General features: G+C 71.0%; 15 protein-coding genes. 5 read left to right on the forward strand and 10 right to left on the reverse strand.

Features of this window, described 5'->3' with window-relative positions:
• Positions 1-56 precede the first annotated feature (56 nt).
• Positions 57-518: a hypothetical protein gene (locus ACFWN7_RS02200; RefSeq protein ID WP_376937035.1), complete on the forward strand. Its 462-nt coding sequence runs from the start codon at positions 57-59 to the stop codon at positions 516-518.
• 2 nt (positions 519-520) lie between these two features.
• Here the strand turns inward: ACFWN7_RS02200 and ACFWN7_RS02205 are convergent, their stop codons facing one another.
• Together ACFWN7_RS02205 and ftsY are read right to left on the reverse strand one after the other, a co-directional pair.
• Positions 521-1,003 carry a DUF2004 domain-containing protein gene (locus ACFWN7_RS02205; RefSeq protein ID WP_376937036.1) on the reverse strand — a complete coding sequence of 161 codons (483 nt, stop codon included), beginning with the start codon at positions 1,001-1,003 and terminating at the stop codon, positions 521-523.
• Positions 1,004-1,019: 16 nt separating this feature from the next.
• The gene (gene ftsY / locus ACFWN7_RS02210) at positions 1,020-1,895 is read right to left on the reverse strand and encodes a signal recognition particle-docking protein FtsY (protein ID WP_376937038.1); all 876 of its coding nucleotides are present in this window, start codon (positions 1,893-1,895) and stop codon (positions 1,020-1,022) included.
• 133 nt (positions 1,896-2,028) lie between these two features.
• On the opposite strand from ftsY, the gene ACFWN7_RS02215 reads away from it, so the two are divergent.
• The 3 genes from ACFWN7_RS02215 to ACFWN7_RS02225 all read left to right on the forward strand — a co-directional run bounded on the left by ACFWN7_RS02215 (position 2,029) and on the right by ACFWN7_RS02225 (position 5,749).
• Complete coding sequence (locus tag ACFWN7_RS02215; protein ID WP_376937039.1) at positions 2,029-2,997, forward strand: TIGR03885 family FMN-dependent LLM class oxidoreductase; 969 nt, start codon at positions 2,029-2,031, stop codon at positions 2,995-2,997.
• Positions 2,994-4,658, forward strand: a complete 1,665-nt coding sequence (locus ACFWN7_RS02220; RefSeq protein ID WP_376937040.1) for an alpha-amylase family protein — start codon at positions 2,994-2,996, stop codon at positions 4,656-4,658. The genes ACFWN7_RS02215 and ACFWN7_RS02220 overlap by 4 nt, the downstream gene beginning before the upstream one ends.
• Positions 4,659-4,747: 89 nt before the next feature.
• Positions 4,748-5,749, forward strand: a complete 1,002-nt coding sequence (locus ACFWN7_RS02225) for an ERCC4 domain-containing protein (protein WP_376937041.1) — start codon at positions 4,748-4,750, stop codon at positions 5,747-5,749.
• Positions 5,750-5,774: 25 nt separating this feature from the next.
• Here ACFWN7_RS02225 and ACFWN7_RS02230 read toward each other — a convergent pair whose 3' ends face one another.
• A complete protein-coding gene (locus ACFWN7_RS02230) occupies positions 5,775-6,140 on the reverse strand; it encodes a hypothetical protein (protein WP_376937042.1) in 366 nt (121 codons plus the stop codon).
• Between the two features lie 94 nt (positions 6,141-6,234).
• Positions 6,235-9,753, reverse strand: a complete 3,519-nt coding sequence (smc, locus tag ACFWN7_RS02235; RefSeq protein WP_376937102.1) for a chromosome segregation protein SMC — start codon at positions 9,751-9,753, stop codon at positions 6,235-6,237.
• Between the two features lie 163 nt (positions 9,754-9,916).
• On the opposite strand from smc, the gene ACFWN7_RS02240 reads away from it, so the two are divergent.
• Complete coding sequence (locus ACFWN7_RS02240; protein WP_376937043.1) at positions 9,917-11,005, forward strand: GNAT family N-acetyltransferase; 1,089 nt, start codon at positions 9,917-9,919, stop codon at positions 11,003-11,005.
• 49 nt (positions 11,006-11,054) lie between these two features.
• Here the strand turns inward: ACFWN7_RS02240 and mutM are convergent, their stop codons facing one another.
• The 6 genes from mutM to ACFWN7_RS02270 form a co-directional block, all read right to left on the reverse strand.
• A complete protein-coding gene (mutM, locus tag ACFWN7_RS02245; protein WP_376937044.1) occupies positions 11,055-11,987 on the reverse strand; it encodes a bifunctional DNA-formamidopyrimidine glycosylase/DNA-(apurinic or apyrimidinic site) lyase in 933 nt (310 codons plus the stop codon).
• A gap of 1 nt (position 11,988) precedes the next feature.
• Complete coding sequence (gene rnc, locus ACFWN7_RS02250) at positions 11,989-12,651, reverse strand: ribonuclease III (RefSeq protein ID WP_376937103.1); 663 nt, start codon at positions 12,649-12,651, stop codon at positions 11,989-11,991.
• Between the two features lie 91 nt (positions 12,652-12,742).
• The gene (rpmF, locus tag ACFWN7_RS02255; RefSeq protein WP_022887809.1) at positions 12,743-12,946 is read right to left on the reverse strand and encodes a 50S ribosomal protein L32; all 204 of its coding nucleotides are present in this window, start codon (positions 12,944-12,946) and stop codon (positions 12,743-12,745) included.
• A 9-nt stretch (positions 12,947-12,955) separates the two neighbouring features.
• On the reverse strand, positions 12,956-13,522 hold the full coding sequence (locus tag ACFWN7_RS02260) for a YceD family protein (protein ID WP_376937045.1): 567 nt from the start codon (positions 13,520-13,522) through the stop codon (positions 12,956-12,958).
• Between the two features lie 11 nt (positions 13,523-13,533).
• Positions 13,534-15,873: a transglutaminaseTgpA domain-containing protein gene (locus ACFWN7_RS02265; RefSeq protein WP_376937046.1), complete on the reverse strand. Its 2,340-nt coding sequence runs from the start codon at positions 15,871-15,873 to the stop codon at positions 13,534-13,536.
• Positions 15,863-17,263, reverse strand: a complete 1,401-nt coding sequence (locus ACFWN7_RS02270) for a DUF58 domain-containing protein (protein WP_376937047.1) — start codon at positions 17,261-17,263, stop codon at positions 15,863-15,865. Before ACFWN7_RS02270 ends, ACFWN7_RS02265 begins: the two co-directional genes overlap by 11 nt.
• Between the last annotated feature and the right edge of the window lies 1 nt (position 17,264).

Raw genomic sequence — 17,264 nt, forward strand, 5'->3', positions numbered from 1 at the left:
ACGGTACGGTACAGATCAAGCATACGGTGCCGTACATGATGAGGAGCGGACGATCGATGAACACTGTGAACAGCCCGCGAATGCTGCGCGTGGCGGGCGTCCTGCTGGTGTTACTCGGTTTCGGCCACCTCGTCGTCATGGGCGTCGTCGCCGGATCGCGCATGGCCGTTTGGGCGACGACGGGCTTCTGGGCCGCGGTACCGCTCATGCAGGGTCCGAATGCGGGTGACGCGTCGTTCCGGAACGCACTTGCGTTCTGGGGCGGTGTCGGCAGCTTCGCGGTGCCGCTCATCGTACTCGGCGCGCTTCTCTGGTGGGGTGCGGGTCGGGGGTTCGTGCCGCCGGCCTGGTCCGGCTGGGTGCTCGCCGCTTGGTTCGCCGTGGCCGCCGTACTCCTCGTCCCGTCCCCGATGGTCGTCGGCGTTGCTTCCGGTGTGCTCATCGTGCTCGCCGCTCGACGGCGGACGCCGTCCGACCGCGAGGCCCCGTCGGCAGCAGACGTGCTCGAACAGCGGTGAGCTCAGCCTTCGAACCGCACGTCGACGACCTCGCGCGCGATGTCGATCGAGGCGACCAGGCGCGGGTCGAGGTCATCCGGCGCGAGTCCGTACTCGAACTCGGCGAAGGCCTCGCCGTCGCCGTCGGCATCGGGTCTGAGGTCGACGCGAACGAGACTCAGCGAGCGGAGCGCGTCGATGTCGTGGTCACCCGAGTCACGATCGATCGCGGCATCCGCAGCTTCGGCATTCTCGCCCTCGAGCACGGTGCGCAGGAACCGCGTCACCGGGCTCGTGCCCGAGTCGAGCTGCCCCACGAAGGCCGACCGGAGTTCGTCGTCGATGAGCTCGAGTTCGCCGACCATGACGGCCGCCGCGTCGAGCGAGGCCGACGAGACTCCGTCTGAATCGGCGTCGAGCACGACCTCCACACGCTGGTCGCCGTACTCCACCATCTCCGACCAGTAGTCGCCGACGATTCCGAAGTAATCGTGCTCGGTCGCCATGATGCCTCCCCTGTCGCTACCCGACGAGCTTCTGCGCGAACACGTGCGGCGTGAAACCCGTGAGGTCGCCGATCCCCTCGCCCTGGCCGATCAGCTTGATCGGCAGCCCGGTCTTCTCCTGCACGGCGAGCACGAAGCCGCCCTTCGCGGTGCCGTCGAGCTTCGTGAGCACGAGCCCGGTGACGCCGCCGTGCTCGAGGAACGCCTCGGCCTGCGCGAGCCCGTTCTGCCCGGTGGTCGCGTCGAGCACGAGCAGCACCTCGCTGATCGGCGCCTGCTTCTCGACGACCCGCTTGATCTTGCCGAGCTCGTCCATGAGCCCGCCCTTGGTGTGCAGGCGGCCGGCGGTGTCGATGATGACGATCTCGGTGCCATCCTGCTTCGCCTTCTCCACCGTCTGGAAGGCGACGGATGCCGGGTCCTGGCCCTCGCGCTCAGGACGCACGATCCCGACCCCGGCCCGGTGCGCCCATGTCGCGAGCTGGTCGACCGCCGCGGCGCGGAACGTGTCGGCCGCACCCACGACGACGCTCCGCTCGTAGCTGCGCAGGAACCTCGCGAACTTGCCGATCGTCGTCGTCTTGCCGACGCCGTTCACGCCCACGACGAGCACGACGGCAGGACGCTCGGTGAGCTTCAGCGTGGGGTCGTACTTCGCGAGCCGCTCCTCGATGAGCTCGCGGAGCATCCGCTGCACGTCGCGGGGGTCGGTGGTCTTGTACCGGTCGACCTGCGCCCGGATCGCGTCGACGACCTCTTCGGTGATCGCCGGGCCGAAGTCCGCCCGGATGAGCGCCGATTCGAGGTCGTCCCACGTGCCGTCGTCGATCGTCTTCGCGCCGAAGACCCCGCGAAGGGCCGCGCCGAGCGACCAGGATGCGCGTTCTGCCATGCATCCAGCCTATGGCGAGGCCGGGCGAGCGGATGCCGCGGGGCGCCCCGGGTACACGAGGACGCCGCGACCGGCAAGGGGTTGCTGCTCCGTCACGGGCACGGAACCCTCGGGAACGACGGAAGGACTGCGGATGACGATCGTGGGATTCCACGCCTCGCACGAACAACTCCCCCCGAGCCGTCTCCTCGCTGCGGTGAAGCGTGCGGAGCAGGCCGGATTCGACGGCGCGATGTGCAGCGACCACCTCGAGCCGTGGAGCGTGCGGCAGGGACACTCCGGGTACGCATGGAGCTGGCTCGCCGCCGCGCTCGAAGCCACGCGGTTCTCGCTCGGCGTGGTCACGGCTCCCGGCCAGCGCTACCATCCGGCGGTCGCCGCGCAGAAGCTCGCCACCCTCGCCGAGATGTATCCGGAGCGGTTCTGGGCGGCGCTCGGCAGTGGCGAGGCCATCAACGAACACGTCACGGGAGATCCGTGGCCCGACAAGGACGAGCGAGACGCCCGGTTCGCCGAGACCGTCGACGTCATCCGCCGGCTGCTCGCCGGTGAGGAGGTCTCGGCCGACGGGCTGGTCCGGGTCGACCGGGCCCGCGTGTGGAGCCTCCCCGCGGTGCCGCCCCCGCTGTTCGCCGCTGCGGTGAGCACTGAGACGGCTCGCGAGGTCGCACCCTGGGCCGACGGGGTCATCACGATCGACCAGCCGACGGGCGCGCTCCGCCAGTTCATGGACGCCTATCGCGATGCCGGCGGACGCGGGCCGATGGCCGTGCAGGTGCACCTGAGCTGGGCGCCGACCGACGAGGAGGCGGTGGCGATCGCCCATGACCAGTGGCGCCAGAGCCTCGTCCCGGCGAACCTCGCGTGGGAGCTCGACCGGCCGCAGGACTTCGACGAGCGCACCGCTGACGTCACGCCCGGGCAGGTGGCCGAGACCCTGTTGTGCTCATCCGACCCCGCCCGGCATCTCGCCCACCTCGCCGACATCGTCGCGCTCGGCGTCGACCGCGTCTACCTGCACCACGTCGGCACCGAGCAGGACGGGTTCATCGACACGTTCGGCGAACGGGTCCTGCCCGCGCTCAAGGAGGCAGGAAGATGAGGATCACCGATCGCAGCGACCTCTGGTGGAAGACCGCCGTCGTCTACTGCCTCGACGTCGAAACGTACATGGACTGGAACGACGACGGCTACGGCGACTTCGAGGGGCTCGCCCATCGACTCGACCACCTCGCCGAACTGGGCGTGACGTGCATCTGGCTGATGCCGTTCCAGCCGACGCCCGACCGCGACGACGGCTACGACATCACCGACTTCCTCGGGGTCGACCCCAGGCTCGGGTCCCTCGGCGACGTTGCCGAGTTCACCCGCACCGCACGCGATCGCGGCATGCGGGTGATCATGGACTTCGTCATGAACCACACGTCCGACCGGCATCCGTGGTTCAAGTCGGCGCGTCGGAGCCGCACGGCGCCGTTCCGGGACTTCTACGTGTGGGTCGACGAACCGCCGAAGCAGCAGCCGCAGACGGTGTTCCCCGGCGAGGAGGACAGCGTGTGGGAGCTCGACGAGCGCACCGGCCAGTACTTCCTGCACACGTTCTACCGGCACCAGCCCGACCTCAATATCGCGAACCCCGCGGTACGGGACGAGATCGCGAAGACGATCGGGTACTGGCTGGAGCTCGGCATCTCGGGGTTCCGCGTCGACGCGGTGCCGTTCCTCATCGAACCGCCCGCGGGCGTCGACATCGGGGATCCGCACGAGTTCCTCCGCGACATCCGGCGATTCCTGCAACGTCGATCGAGCGAGGCCGTGCTCCTCGGCGAGGTGAACCTTCCGTTCGACCAGCAGCTCGAGTTCTTCGGTCGCCGCGGTGAACCCGCCGAGCTCACGATGCAGTTCGACTTCCTGGGGATGCAGGCGTTCTACCTCTCGCTGGCGCGCGAGGACGCGCGCCCGCTCGCAGCGTCGCTGGCGAAACGGCCCCAGCTCGAGCCCGAGGCGCAGTGGGCCAACTTCGTCCGCAACCACGACGAGCTCACGCTCGACAAGCTGACCGACGCCGAGCGCGAGGAGGTCTTCGAGGCCTTCGCTCCCGAGGAGTGGATGCGCGTCTACGGTCGCGGCATCGTGCGGCGACTTCCGCCGATGCTCGATGGCGATCCACGTCGCATCCGCATGGTGTACAGCCTGTTGTTCTCGCTGCCCGGGACCCCCGTGCTCTTCTACGGCGAGGAGATCGGCATGGGCGAGAACGGGGCCGAACGCAAGCGGCTCGCCGTGCGCACGCCGATGCAGTGGACCGACGAGGTGAACGGCGGGTTCTCGCGCGCCACGCCGCGCAGGCTCGTTTCGCAGCCCCCGACGGACGGCTGCGCGCCCGAACATGTGAACGTCGAGGCGCAGATGCATGACCCCGACTCGCTTCTCAGTGCCATCCGGAGCTTCGCGGTGCGCTACCGCAGCTCACCCGAGATCGGCTGGGGACGCCTCGAGGTCCTGCCGAGCGGGCAGAACGCCGTGCTGGCGCACCGCATCACCGCCGACGTCGGCCGGTTCGTCGCCGTGCACAACTTCGCGGCGGTACCGACCGTCGTGACCCTCCAGCTCGGCGAGGTCGCGCCGGACTCGAAGCTGTCCGACCTGTTCACCGTGGACGCGTTCGACCTCGACGAGCGCGGCCGGATCGACGTGCACCTCGACGCGTACGGGTACCGGTGGTTCCGCATCGTCGAGCCCGACGACCGCCGGCTCACCTGAGCTGAGCGGTGGTGGGCACGCCCCGGAGTCGGCGTAGCCTCATCAGTAGTGGGCATCACGTTGTGGATCCGCGGAGACGAACTTGACACATGGCACACCTCACGACGGTGGCGACGATGGCTGAATTGCTGATCGCGACCAACCCCGACCCCGACTCACGGCTGCCGTACCTGCTGCGGATACCGCTCGGCGCCGGGTTGGTGTTTCGCACCGCGGGCACATGGCCGCGAACCAAGGCGCTGTACTGCTACCCGGTCGGCTTGGACGAATGGCCCGATGACCCGGACGTCGTCGAACGGGTGCCCGTCCGTTCCTGCGCGCGCCGCGGGGCGGCCATCGACCTGATCCTTGACAGGAGCCGGGAGAACCGCTCCCAACTCGTGTTCACCGCTGCGCGCGGCCGGGAAGCGGTGTTCTGGCAGTCCCCACGCACCCGCAAGCAAGCCCGCCCGAACGTGGCCCTGCCGACCGCCAGGGCCGCCGGCATCACCGAGTTGCAGATCGTCGTCGATACCCGGGAGCGGTACGCCTACGGATTCTCCGGTCAGCAGGTGCGCACCACCAAGAGGACTCTGCCCTGCGGCGACTACGGCGTGGAGGCGGATGACCGGCTGGTCGCGGCCGTGGAGCGCAAGTCCCTGCCCGACCTGGTTTCCAGCCTCACCAACGGCACTCTACGGTTCGCCCTCGGCGAGCTCGCCGCGCTCCCGCGTGCCGCAGTCGTGGTGGAGGACCGCTACTCGCAGATCTTCAAGCTCGACCGGATCCGTCCCGCAATCGTGGCCGACGGCCTGGCCGAGCTGCAGGTTCGCTGGCCCACCGTGCCCATCGTCTTCTGTGAGACCCGCCAGCTCGCGGAGGAATGGACCTACCGCTACCTCGCCGCTGCCCACGCCTGGGCTGCGGCTGAGTTCGCCGCCACCTCCCGCATCGGCGTCACCGACGACCCCGACGTGTCCCGGTCGCCCCTCGCTGGACCCACCACCCGGGAGGTCCGCGCCTGGGCCATGGCTGCCGGGCTGGCCGTCTCCGACCGCGGCCGTCTGCGTCCAGAGGTCACCCAGGCCTGGCACGACGCACACCGCTCGTGAGGGGATGGCTTGCGGACCATCCCCATCATCGACCCTCCGGTAGTCGACCGGCCAAGACGATCGAGACGGGCACCATCGTGAAGCCCTCCGGCTTGCTGCGCGAGATCGCGTTCAACAGGATGCCGAGCACGAAGTAGGCGAAGATCACCCACATCGCGACCTCCGAGAACGGCTCGGGGAACACGTCGATCGCCCCAACCCGGTCCCAGGCGATGACCATGATCAGCGCGTAGACGAGGATCGACAGCACGCTGCCGATGCGCAAACCCACGGGAAGCACGCGGTGCTTCCCGCCCCATGCGAATCGGCCGAGGGGGGCGCCGAAGGCGCGCGCCAACTGGAAGATCGCCAGCACCGCCAGGATCACGGTGAGCGCGAGCGCGAAAGGCACGGGTTCCACCATAGCGGCCGATGTTCACCGCGAAGGAACCGCCGGCGGTTCGCGGCACGTCCATCACGCGGCGATCACGTTCCTCCCCTGGATCTCAGCTGGCCTTCGCCTCGCGCTCCTCCCGCACGCGCTGCCCGACGACCGCCGACACGCCGTCTTGACGCATCGACACGCCGTAGAGCGCGTCGGCGATCTCCATCGTGCGCTTCTGGTGAGTGATCACGATGAGCTGACTGGACTCGCGCAGGTCCTCGAGGGTGGTGAGCAGGCGTCCCAGGTTCGCGTCGTCGAGCGCCGCCTCCACCTCGTCCATGATGTAGAACGGGCTCGGGCGCGCCTTGAAGATCGCGATGAGCAGGGCGACCGCCGCGAGCGAGCGCTCGCCGCCCGAGAGGAGCGACAGCCGCTCGATCTTCTTCCCCGCGGGCTTCACCGCCACCTCGATGCCGGTCGTCAGCATGTCGTCGGGGTTCGTGAGGGAGATCGAGCCGGTGCCACCCGGGAAGAGCACCGGGAAGACCTCGGCGAACGCCTCGCGGGTGTCCTCGAACGCGCCCCGGAAGATCGACTCCATCTTGCCGTCGATCTCCTCGATGATCGTGAGCAGGTCCTTGCGCGTGTCCGCGAGGTCGGCGAGCTGCTCGGTGAGGAACTTGTGCCGCTGCTCGAGCGCGGCGAACTCCTCGAGTGCGAGGGGGTTCACGCGGCCGAGCTGCGCCAGTTTCCGCTCGGCGCCCGCGAGGCGCCGCTGCTGCTCGTCGCGCGAGAACGGGCGCGGCTCGTCGTCCTCGTGGTCACCGGGCACCGCCACGTCGGGCCCGTACTCGGCGACGAGTACGGCCTCGTCGAGGCCGAGCTCCGACTCGGCCCGCTCCACGAGCGCGGCGACGTGCAGCTTCTTCTCGTAGATGCGCAGCTCGAGCCCGTGCACGTCCTCGGTGACGACGTGCAACCGCTCGCGCACCGCGGCCTCCTCACGACGTACCCGCTGAAGCTCCTCGTTTCGGCTGGAGCGTTCGGCCTCGGCGCGGCCGAGCGCGACGCGGGCCTCCGCGACCGAGGCGTCGACGGAGGCGAGGGCGGCGGGGAGCGACTCGGCGACGCGCGAGGCCGCCTCGAGCTGGGCGCGACGGATGACGGCGCGGCGAGCGGCATCCGCTGCCGCCTGCTGCTCCATCTCGAACTGGCGCCCCATCGCCCGCACGCGCGCCTCCTCGGCACGCACCCGCTCCTTCGCGGTCTCGAGCTTCAGCCGTGCCTCGACCTCGCGCTCGCGGGCCAGCTCGAGCGCCACGAGCGCACCGTCGCGCGCCGACACGTCGAGCACGGGGCGCGCGGTGGCCTTCACGGCCTCGAGGTCGGCGCGCGCTTCGTCGGCGGCGCGTTCGGCGTCGGCGACGCGCTCCCGCGCGCCGGCTGCGGCCTGCTCGAGGCGCGCGGCCTCAGCTTCCATCGCCTCCGCCTGCACGCGCGCACGGTTGAGCTGCTCGGTGCGCTGGGCCAGTTGTGCGTCGAACTCGCGCAGGGCCGCGAGCGCGTGCTTCGCCTGCTGCTTCGACCGATCGAGGATGGTGCGCTGCTCGGCGAGGTCGTGCCGTGAGCGCTCGAGCTCCGTGCGCACCTCCTCGAGGCGCGCATTCGCGCGGTCGCGCTCGGCGATGAGCTCGATGCGGCTCTGCTCGCGGCCTGTCCCGCCGTGGATGACGTACCGGCCGACCACGGTGCCGTCCTTCGTGATCACGGTCGCGGGCGCGTCGACCCGGGTGAGCGTGTGCTCCGCGTCACGTGCCGAGGCGAGGTCGTCGGCGATGAGCACTTCCGCGAGGAGGCCGACGACGCCATCGGGGGCGGTGACGACGTCGCCGGCGGGAATCAGGCCGTCGACCGAGGGGGCGGAACGCCTCACCGTTCCCGGATCCGCCAACGCCAGGGCGACCCTGCCGAGCTCGCCGCGTTCGGCGTGCTCGAGGGCCCGGAACGCGGCGGCTCGGTCGTCGACGATGACCGCGTCGGCGAGCGATCCGAGAGCCGCAGCAATCGCCGGCTCGTAGCCCGGCTCGACCCGCAGCGACTCGGCGAGCAGGCCGCGCACGCCCGCGACGCCGGCCCCGACGAGCGCGGCCGAGCCGTCCTTCTGGTCGAGCGCGAGCGAGAGTGCGGCGGTGCGTGCGGCGAGCGCACCCTGTTCACGTTCGCGACCGTGCAGTTCCTCGCGGATGCGTTCGATCTCGGCCTCCGCTTCGAAGACGGCCGCCTGGGCGAGCTCGTACGCCTCGTCGAGATCGGTCTCGGCGTCATCGCCCGACCCGGCTTCGGTCTCGGCCTGGACGAGCAACGCCGCCGCGGCATCGCGGCGGGCACCGGCCGCTTCGAGGGCGTTCGCGTGGCGCAGCACCTCTCCGCGCACCATCGCAAGCTTCGAGGACGCCATATCGGCTCGACCCGCGACCTTCGAGAGCTCGAGGTCGTACGCGGTGACGCGGGCGCTCTGCGCTGCGATGCCCTCGTCGACCAGGTCGAGCTCGTCGCGTGCGACCCGCGTCGCCGTGACCGCCGATTCGAGGCCGGATGCCCCGTCGCCGACCGCTGCGGCGAATGCGTCGAGTCCTGCCTTCGCCTCGTCGATCATCGTCCGAGTCACGCTGGGCGCGGCATCCGTCGGTTGCACCTCGGCGCCGAGCAGTGCGATGCGCTGGCGGGCGAGCGCATCGAGTGCGCGCAGCCGCTCCTGCGCGGACTCGAGCGCGTGGCTCGTCGATCGCGCGGTGTCGACGTCGTCGCCCACGTAGGCGGCCTCGAGTCGCTCGACGCGCGCCTGATGCTGTTCGAGCTCGTCCTGGAGCACCTGCCGCTCGCTGTGTCGCTCGTTCTCGCTGCGGCCGTGCGCCTCGAGGGCGAGGCGGAGGCCGACGACCTCGTCGGCGACCAGGCGCGCGCGGGCGTCGCGCACCACGGCGGCGATCGTCGCCGCCTCACGGGCGACCTCGGCCTGGCGTCCGAGCGGCTTCAGCTGGCGCCGGATCTCACCCGCCAGGTCGGAGAGCCGCGTGAGGTTCGCCTGCATCGCGTCGAGCTTGCGCAGGGTCTTCTCCTTGCGCCGGCGGTGCTTCAGGATGCCCGCCGCCTCCTCGATGAACCCGCGACGGTCCTCGGCGCTCGCATGCAGCACCGCGTCGAGCTGACCCTGACCGACGATGACGTGCATCTCGCGGCCGAGCCCTGAGTCGCTGAGCAGCTCCTGCACGTCGAGCAGCCGGCAGGTCTCTCCGTTGATCGCGTATTCGCTCGCCCCGCTTCGGAAGAGGGTGCGCGAGATCGTCACCTCGCTGTACTCGATCGGCAGGGCGCCGTCGGCGTTGTCGATCGTGAGGCTCACCTCGGCGCGACCGAGCGGGCCGCGCGTCGCGGTGCCCGCGAAGATGACGTCCTCCATCTTCCCGCCGCGAAGCGTCTTCGCGCCCTGCTCCCCCATGACCCACGCGAGTGCGTCGACGACGTTCGACTTGCCTGAGCCGTTCGGTCCGACGATGCAGGTGACGCCGGGCTCGAATGCGAACGTCGTCGGCTGGGCGAAGGACTTGAAGCCCTTCAGCGTCAGGCTCTTGAGGTACACGTCCCACCCTTCCGACTCGCGAGCGCGCTGCCGACGAGCGTAGCCGAGGAACGGCGCCGCGCCGTTCGCCCCCGCCGCGCTGCGCCCGATCGGTCCTTGCCGGCGAAGCGGATGCCGCGCTATTCTGGGCGGCTGCCCGACGGCGGCGGGAGGATGCGCGAGCATGTCCATCGAGATCCGGCGGGTGCCGGTGCCCGAGGCGCTCGGCACACCGGAGGCGGCCGAGTTCGAGGCCTATGCGGCGATCGGCTTCGAGCTCGAACGGGCGAACTGGGGCCACGACCATTTCGCGGAGACCGCGGCGGAGCTGCTCGGCCTGCAGCACAACGACGCGCACCGCGGGAGGGCCCTCGTCGCCGCATGGGAGGACGCCGTGATGGTCGGCAGGGCGGCCCTGGGCTGGGAGCGCGACGCCGGGGCGACCACGGTCGAGCTGGCCCTCGGCGTGCTGCCGTCGCATCGGCGACGCGGCGTCGGTTCGAAGCTCCTCGCCGCGGCCGAGAGCTTCACCCGCGACCTCGGCCGCTCCACCGTCGTCGCGTACTCCGATCATCCCGACGGCGGAAGCCTCCCCGCTGACGCACCCATGCTGCGCGCGCCCGACGGCGACGCGGTACTGCCGGCTTCGGCTCCCGCGGCCGGCTTCGCCGCATCGCACGGGTATGCGCTTGCGCAGCTCGAACGGGTGAGCAGCCTCACGGTGTCCGGCCGCACCGACGAGTTCCGCCGTGCGCTCGAGGCCCGCACCGCCCGGGCGGCCGCCCGCGGCTACCGGCTCGTTGCCTGGACCGACCGCACGCCCGACGGCCTCGTCGACGCCTACGCCGCCGCCCGGGAGCGCATGGCGCTCGACGTCCCGGCCGGCGGCGTCACGATCGACGAGGAGCGCTGGGACGCCGAGCGCGTACGCGAGCACGAGGACGAGCAACTCGACGGCGGCACGAGCGTGCTCGTCGCGGCAGCCGTGACCGGCGACGGCGAGATCGCCGGGTACACCGAACTCGAGCTGCCGCTCGGGCGCTCGATCGTCTATCAATACGACACCCTCGTCGTCGGGCCGCACCGGGGCAATGGCCTCGGCATGCTCGTGAAGCTCGCGAACCTGGTGCGGCTCGCCGAGGCCGCGCCCGAACGCACCGACGTCTACACGTGGAATGCCGATGAGAACGAGCACATGCTCGCGATCAACATCGCGCTCGGCTTCCGCAGGTGCGGCCTCGAGGCCGCCTGGCAGCGGGTGGCGGAGGTCTGACCTGCCTGCCTCTGCCGTGACCGGCAGACGTGGCTGCTCCGCCGATCTTCTATACCGCGGCGCGCCGTCGAGGCATCCGGAGCCGCTGGCAGCGCGGGCACCGGTGCGACGACCGGTTCATGAACGCCTCGCGCACCATCGGCGTGCCGCACCGCGCGCAGGGCAGGCCCGCGCGGCCGTATGCGTTCAGCGAGTGCGCGAAGTACCCCGACGCGCCGTTGACGTTCACGTACTGGGCGTCGAAGCTCGTGCCGCCCTCGGCCAGGGCGCGCCCGAGCACCTCGCGCACGGCGGCGAGGAGCTCCTTCGCACGCCGGGGCGGGATCGAGGAGGCGGGCCGTTCGCCGTGCAGGCGCACCGCCCAGAGCGACTCGTCGGCGTAGATGTTGCCGACGCCGCTCACGAGCGTCTGGTCGAGAAGCACCCGCTTCACGCCCGACGGTCGCCGCGCGAACACAGCCAGGAACGCGTCGTCGTCGAAGGCCGGGTCGAGCGGGTCGCGGGCGATGTGCGCTACCTGGGCCGGGATGCCGCGCGCCCACGTGCCGGTGACGGCACCGGAGAACCCGGCGATCGCCCCATCGGGTGACGGGACGAGGCGATCCACGGCGAGGGAGCCGAAGGTGCGCTGGTCGACGAAGTCGACGCGGAGCTCTCCGTGCTCGGGATGCTCCACGTGGATGCGGATGCGTGCGTGACGGTCATCGCCCGGATGGTCGGGGGTGCGCAGCAGGAGCTGCCCGCTCATGCCGAGGTGGCCGACGATCGCCCGTTCGGCGCCGAGGGGAAGCCAGAGGAACTTGCCGCGTCGCACCGCGGCCTCGATGCGCGCTCCGGTGACGACCTCTTCGAAGTCGCCGGATGCCGCGTCGTGACGGGTGAGGGCGCGGGCGTCGAGCACATCGACCGCGGTGACGTGCGCTCCCGTGACGGCGGGTGCGAGCCCGGCACGCACGACCTCGACCTCGGGGAGCTCGGGCACGTCAGGCGCCGTTCAGCTCGGTCCACGCCTCCAGCGCCGCGGCCATCTCGGCCTGCTTCTTGCTCGATCCCTCGCCCGACGCCTGAACGAGCCGGCCGACCGAGACGGTGGCGATGAAGTGCTTGTTGTGGTCGGGCCCTGACTCGGTGACGGTGTAGACGGGCGCCGGGGCGCCGCGCCGCGCCGCGATCTCCTGGAGGCTCGTCTTCGGGTCCATCGCGGCGCCGAACCGCTCGGGGTCGTCGAGCAGCGGAGTGATCAGTCGCAGCACGAACGCCGTGGCCGCGTCGCCCCCGGCATCGAGGTAGACGGCGCCGATGATCGCCTCGACGGTGTCGGCGAGGATCGAGGGCTTGTCGGCCCCACCGGTCATCGTCTCGCCACGTCCGAGCCGGATGTACTGCCCCAGCCCGATCGTGCGGCCCACCTCTGCGAGGGCGGCACTCGATACCAGGCTCGCGCGACGCTTGGCGAGCTCGCCCTCGTCGAGATCGGGGTGGTCGCGGAACAGCTTGACGGTGACGGCCTGCCCGAGGATGGAGTCGCCGAGGAACTCGAGGCGCTCGTTGGTCGGGATGCCGCCGTTCTCGTACGCGAACGACCGGTGCGTCAGCGCGAGGAGGAGCAGGGCGGGATCCACCTCGACGTGCAGCGTCTGCTGCAGATCGCCGAGCGTTCGTTCCCCGTGAGCGGCGAGCTCAGTCCCAGCGCGCTCCGTCCGCGTCACGACCGGTCGATTGCGAGGCTCGGGCCGACTAGACGTCGGCGACCTTGCGGCCCTTGTACTCGAGGAAGAGCGGGGTGCCCGCGGAGTCCTCGACGACCTTCGCACGGTGCGGGAGGCTGTAGGTGACCTTGCCGTTCTCGACGGTCTTGACGAGCGTGGGGACCTCGGCCTTCCACTGCGAACGGCGCGCGTGGGTGTTGGCGCGTGACTTCTTCCGCTTGGGAACAGCCATGACTCTCTCTCAATCTCTCTGCTGGGAGGCGCCGGATGCAGCATCCGGGCCTTGGTCTTCGGAAGCCTTGAACCCCGCGAGCGCAGACCACCGCGGGTCGCTGTGGTGCTCAGGGGCGACGAGTTCCGGATGATCGGCCAGTCGGAGCCCGGTCTCTGGGTCGAGACCCGGGCAATCCGGCCGGCACACCGGCTGGAACGGCAGTGACAGCACCACCGCATCTCGGATGAGCGATTCAAGATCCACGTGGTCGTCTTGAACCTCATACTCGAAAGCTTCTCCAGAATGATACGCGAAAAGCTCCTGGAACTCGACTTCGACGGGCAGGGCGATGTCGATGAGGCATCGCCCGCACTCGCCCTCGGCGACGGCGTCGACCTCAGCGGTGACGAGGATCCCCTCGTGCACGGACTCGAGCCGCACGTCGATGTCGATCGACGACGACTCCTTCACGGAGACGAGGCCCTCGCCCATCGGCTCGGTGACGGAGACCGCGAGACGATGCTCGCGCATCTCGCCCGGACGGTTCACGAGGTCGCGCACGTTCACACGGAACGGGGAATGCTGTGTGGCCACGATCGACGATTCTACGCTCCGGCGGCCGTGCGATCTCCGAACGCCTTCCGCACCCGGTCGAACAGGGAATGCGGCACGAGGAACGCCCGCACCCGCTCGGCGGCGGCGGCGTCTTCACGAAGCGCGGCACGCGCGACCGCGAGGTCGTCGACGAGTGTCACGACGGATCCCGCCGGCCCGTGCATGCCGTCGACGGGACCGTAGCGCTCCCGCTCGACGGCGTCACGCAGCCGGATCACGGCCGAACGCGTGCGCGCGTCGTCGAACGCGTCGCGCCCCGTGATGCGCGCGGCGAACTCCCGCGGGGTCTCCCCGCCCGTACCGCCCACCCCGAGGTCGCGGGCGGTCGCCGCGAACTCGTCCCACGCGGCATCCGCGGGCCGTTCACCGTGCCGGATCCGTCGCAGACGTGTGATCCTCTGGCTCAGCCGGAGGGCTGCGGGAAGGAGCAGCAGCGCGGTGACGATGGCCACGAGCACGCCTCCACGGAGCCACCACCCGCCCGCGGTCGCGAGCGGGTCGCCGCCCTGCCCGCCGAGTCCGAGGCTGGGATCGACGTCGGGCCGGCCGCTCGAACCCGGGAATGCAGGACCGGGACTCGGCACCGCCGGGGCCTGCTCCTCACCCGCGCCGGGACGCGAGTAACCGGGAACCGTGCCACGACCAGGCGTCGGTTCGAACGGCACCCAGCCGACACCCTCGAAGTAGAGCTCGGGCCAGGAGTGGAGATCATGCGAGTCGACCGCGACCTGCAGCACGCCGCCGATCCGGTCGTCCGTGGGCGATCCCTGCGTGTAGCCGATCGAGATGCGGGAAGGGATCCCGGCCTCGCGGGCGAGCACGGCCATCGCCGACGCGAAGTGCACGCAGTAGCCGGACCTCGTCTCGAGGAACCTCGCGATCACGTCGAATCCGCCGCCGTCGTAGCCCTCGGTGACCGGCGCCTCCGTCGAGTAGTCGAAGTCCGAACTCCGCAGATACGCCTGGATGGCGACCGCCGCGTCGTACCGCGATGCCATTCCGGCGGTGACCGACGCCGCCGTCTCGGCGATGATCCCCGGCAGTTCGTCGGGCAGTTCGAGGAACGGGGCGAACTCGTCGGACGGGGTCCGGTCTGCGCTCCTGAGCTGCTGCGGGGTCGGCTCGACGTCGAGCCGGGTCACCCGGTAGCGCTGCCCGCCCGTGTCCGTGTCGACGCTGCGGACGGTGAGCGAGCCGTCGTCCCAGAACCACGACCCCTGAAGTCCCTCGATCCGCGCGGTCGGGTACGGAACCGGCAGCCAGGTGGTGCGCACCTCGTCGACGATGACGTCGATCGGATGCTCCGAGGTCTCGACCCCGCTCGAGAGCCCGTCGGGGCGCGGCATCGCGTCGACGGTGTTGTCGCCGTCGACGGCTCGGTCGGTGGTCGCCCACACCTCACCCTCGAACCGTTCGAGGGTGAGGAGGGTGAAGTAGGGTCGGTCGCCGTCTCGAGCGAGGTAGCGGAACGCGGGAAGCGGCTCGGGGCGGCGGAGGTCGCGACCGAGGTCGATGAACGGGCTCACGCCTCGTGCGAACAGGGTGCCCTGCGATGGGGAGCCGAGAAGGAGGCTGGTCGAGACGCTCGGCGTGGATGCCGCCAGTACGGACGCCGCGAGAAGGCCGACTGCGGCGAGGCCGAGCGAGGCACCGAGCGTCGACACGATCGGCACCCGTTTCGGCGCGATCACGGTCGCCGCCTGGTCGCCCTCGTCGCCCGCGTCGAGCCTCGCGCGCCGGCGCACGCGCACGTCGACCCTGAGCAGCAGCAGGTACGCCGCGGCCGTGAGGACGAGCGTCGGCAGCTCCGCACCCTCCTCGATGATGAAGCCGGGGATGAGGATCGGCACGAGCGCGGGTGCAGCGGCGAGCGCCGGCATCCGCGCGGTCTGCACGAGGGTGTCGGCGACCACGGCCAGCAGGCCGACGCCGAGCGCGAGTGCGAACGTCAGCGGCGGCACGGCGATCGCGGGCACCGACTGCTGTTCGATCGTGCGCTGCGATGCGGCGAGGAGCTCGCTGAACGTGTCGAACGTGCCCGCGGTCGGCACGATGAGGGCGAAGCTCGACGCACCGCCGAACAGGAGGGTGAGCAGGAGCACGACCACGACGAGTTCGAGCACCGGCACGAGCGACGGCGGCGTGCGGATCGCGCGAAGGCCGAGGCCGGCGAACATCGTGCCCGCGGCCATGAACGCGCACAGCCACCACCATCCGCTGCCCGAGATCAGCGGACCGAGCGCCATGGTCGCGATCACGAGGAACAGGAACGATGCCGCCGTCAGCGCGAGTCGCTGCACGCGCGAGAGCGGAACGGGGTCAGGGCGCATCGCCGGCCCCCTCCGTCGTCTCGCGTGCGTCGTCGGCGCCGGATGCCGCACCACCCGGCTTCGAGGCGACGCGCGCGCGCGGCGTCGTCGCGATCGCCGACCACGCGTCGCCGATCTCGACGGGGCGTCGCACGCGCACGATCCGCCAGTCGGCCTCCTCGAGCAGGCCGACCACGAGCTGTGACACGCCATCGGTCGCGAATGCCACGGCGGGCTCGAACGTCGGCCGCAGCGCGACGAGGTTGCGCGCGTCCTGCTCGCCGGGATCGACGAGCACGGCGAAGCCGGGAGCGCGAGCCTCACGGGCGCGCGCGCCGGCCTCCGGCACATCGGACCCGACCGCGCGGCCCGCGGCCCGTTCGGGCCGCTCGAGCCGGGCGAGGTCTTCGAGGAATGCGTGGTCTCCTCCCGGCATCCGGTAGCCCCCGTCGATCGCCGCGCCGGGGGTCAGGCCGTGCTCGGGATCGCCGACCTGCGTGCACCGCACGCGGAACCCCCGGTCGAGCAGGTGCACGCCGATCGACGCGGCGATCTCCACACCGAGTTCGAACCCGAAGTGTGCGCTGTCATCGTGCTCGCGTCGAAGCGCGGACACGCGCGGCCGGCCCGCCAGGGTCGTGTCGAGGAGTATGCGCGCTTCGGGATCGCCCCGCTGCTCCTCTTCGCGCACCATGAGCTCGCCGCGACGCGCCGTCGCCGCCCAGTTCACCCGCCTCAGCGGGTCGCCGTAGCGGTACTCGCGGGCGATGAGCTCGTCGGAGTTCGGATGCGTGCGACGCTGCAGCCCGTGCACGACGCCGTCGATCGCGGCGGCGCTGCCGAGCGCCGCCTCGAGCGGAGTCACCCTCGGGGTCACCACGACCTCGTGCCCGGATCCGACCTCGCGGTCGATGTGAGCGAGGCCGAACGGGTCGGCGACGCCGATGCGGAGCGGCCCGACCGGGTAGACCCCGCGCCGCGGCATCCGGAGCCGGTACGCGAGGTGCACCGTGTCGTCGCCCGAGGGCAGGACGCCCTCGTACGGCCCGATGGCGGGCAGGATCGCCTCTGGCGGGCTGATGAAGCCGTCGGGCATCGTGTCTCGCCAGTGCGCGCCATCGAGCGTGCGCCGTCCTCGGTTCTTCACGACGAGCGACACGCGGGTCCAGCCGCCGGCCGCGACCACCGCGGGTGCGAACGAGCGCGTGACCGCGAGTCGCGGGGTGCGCACGACGACGAAGACGGCCGCCGCGAGGGGCATCGCGATGCCGACGAAGGCGAGCAGCAGGATGTCCCGGAGGTCGAACCACAGCGAGACCGCGAGGAGCAGCACGCCGACGATCATGAGCGACCGGCCGCGGCCGGTGAGTCGCGGCCAGGCCGAGACTCTCGCGGAACGCGGGCGGGACATG

This window comes from Agromyces sp. NPDC058484 (genome assembly GCF_042720415.1).
GTDB lineage: Bacteria > Actinomycetota > Actinomycetes > Actinomycetales > Microbacteriaceae > Agromyces.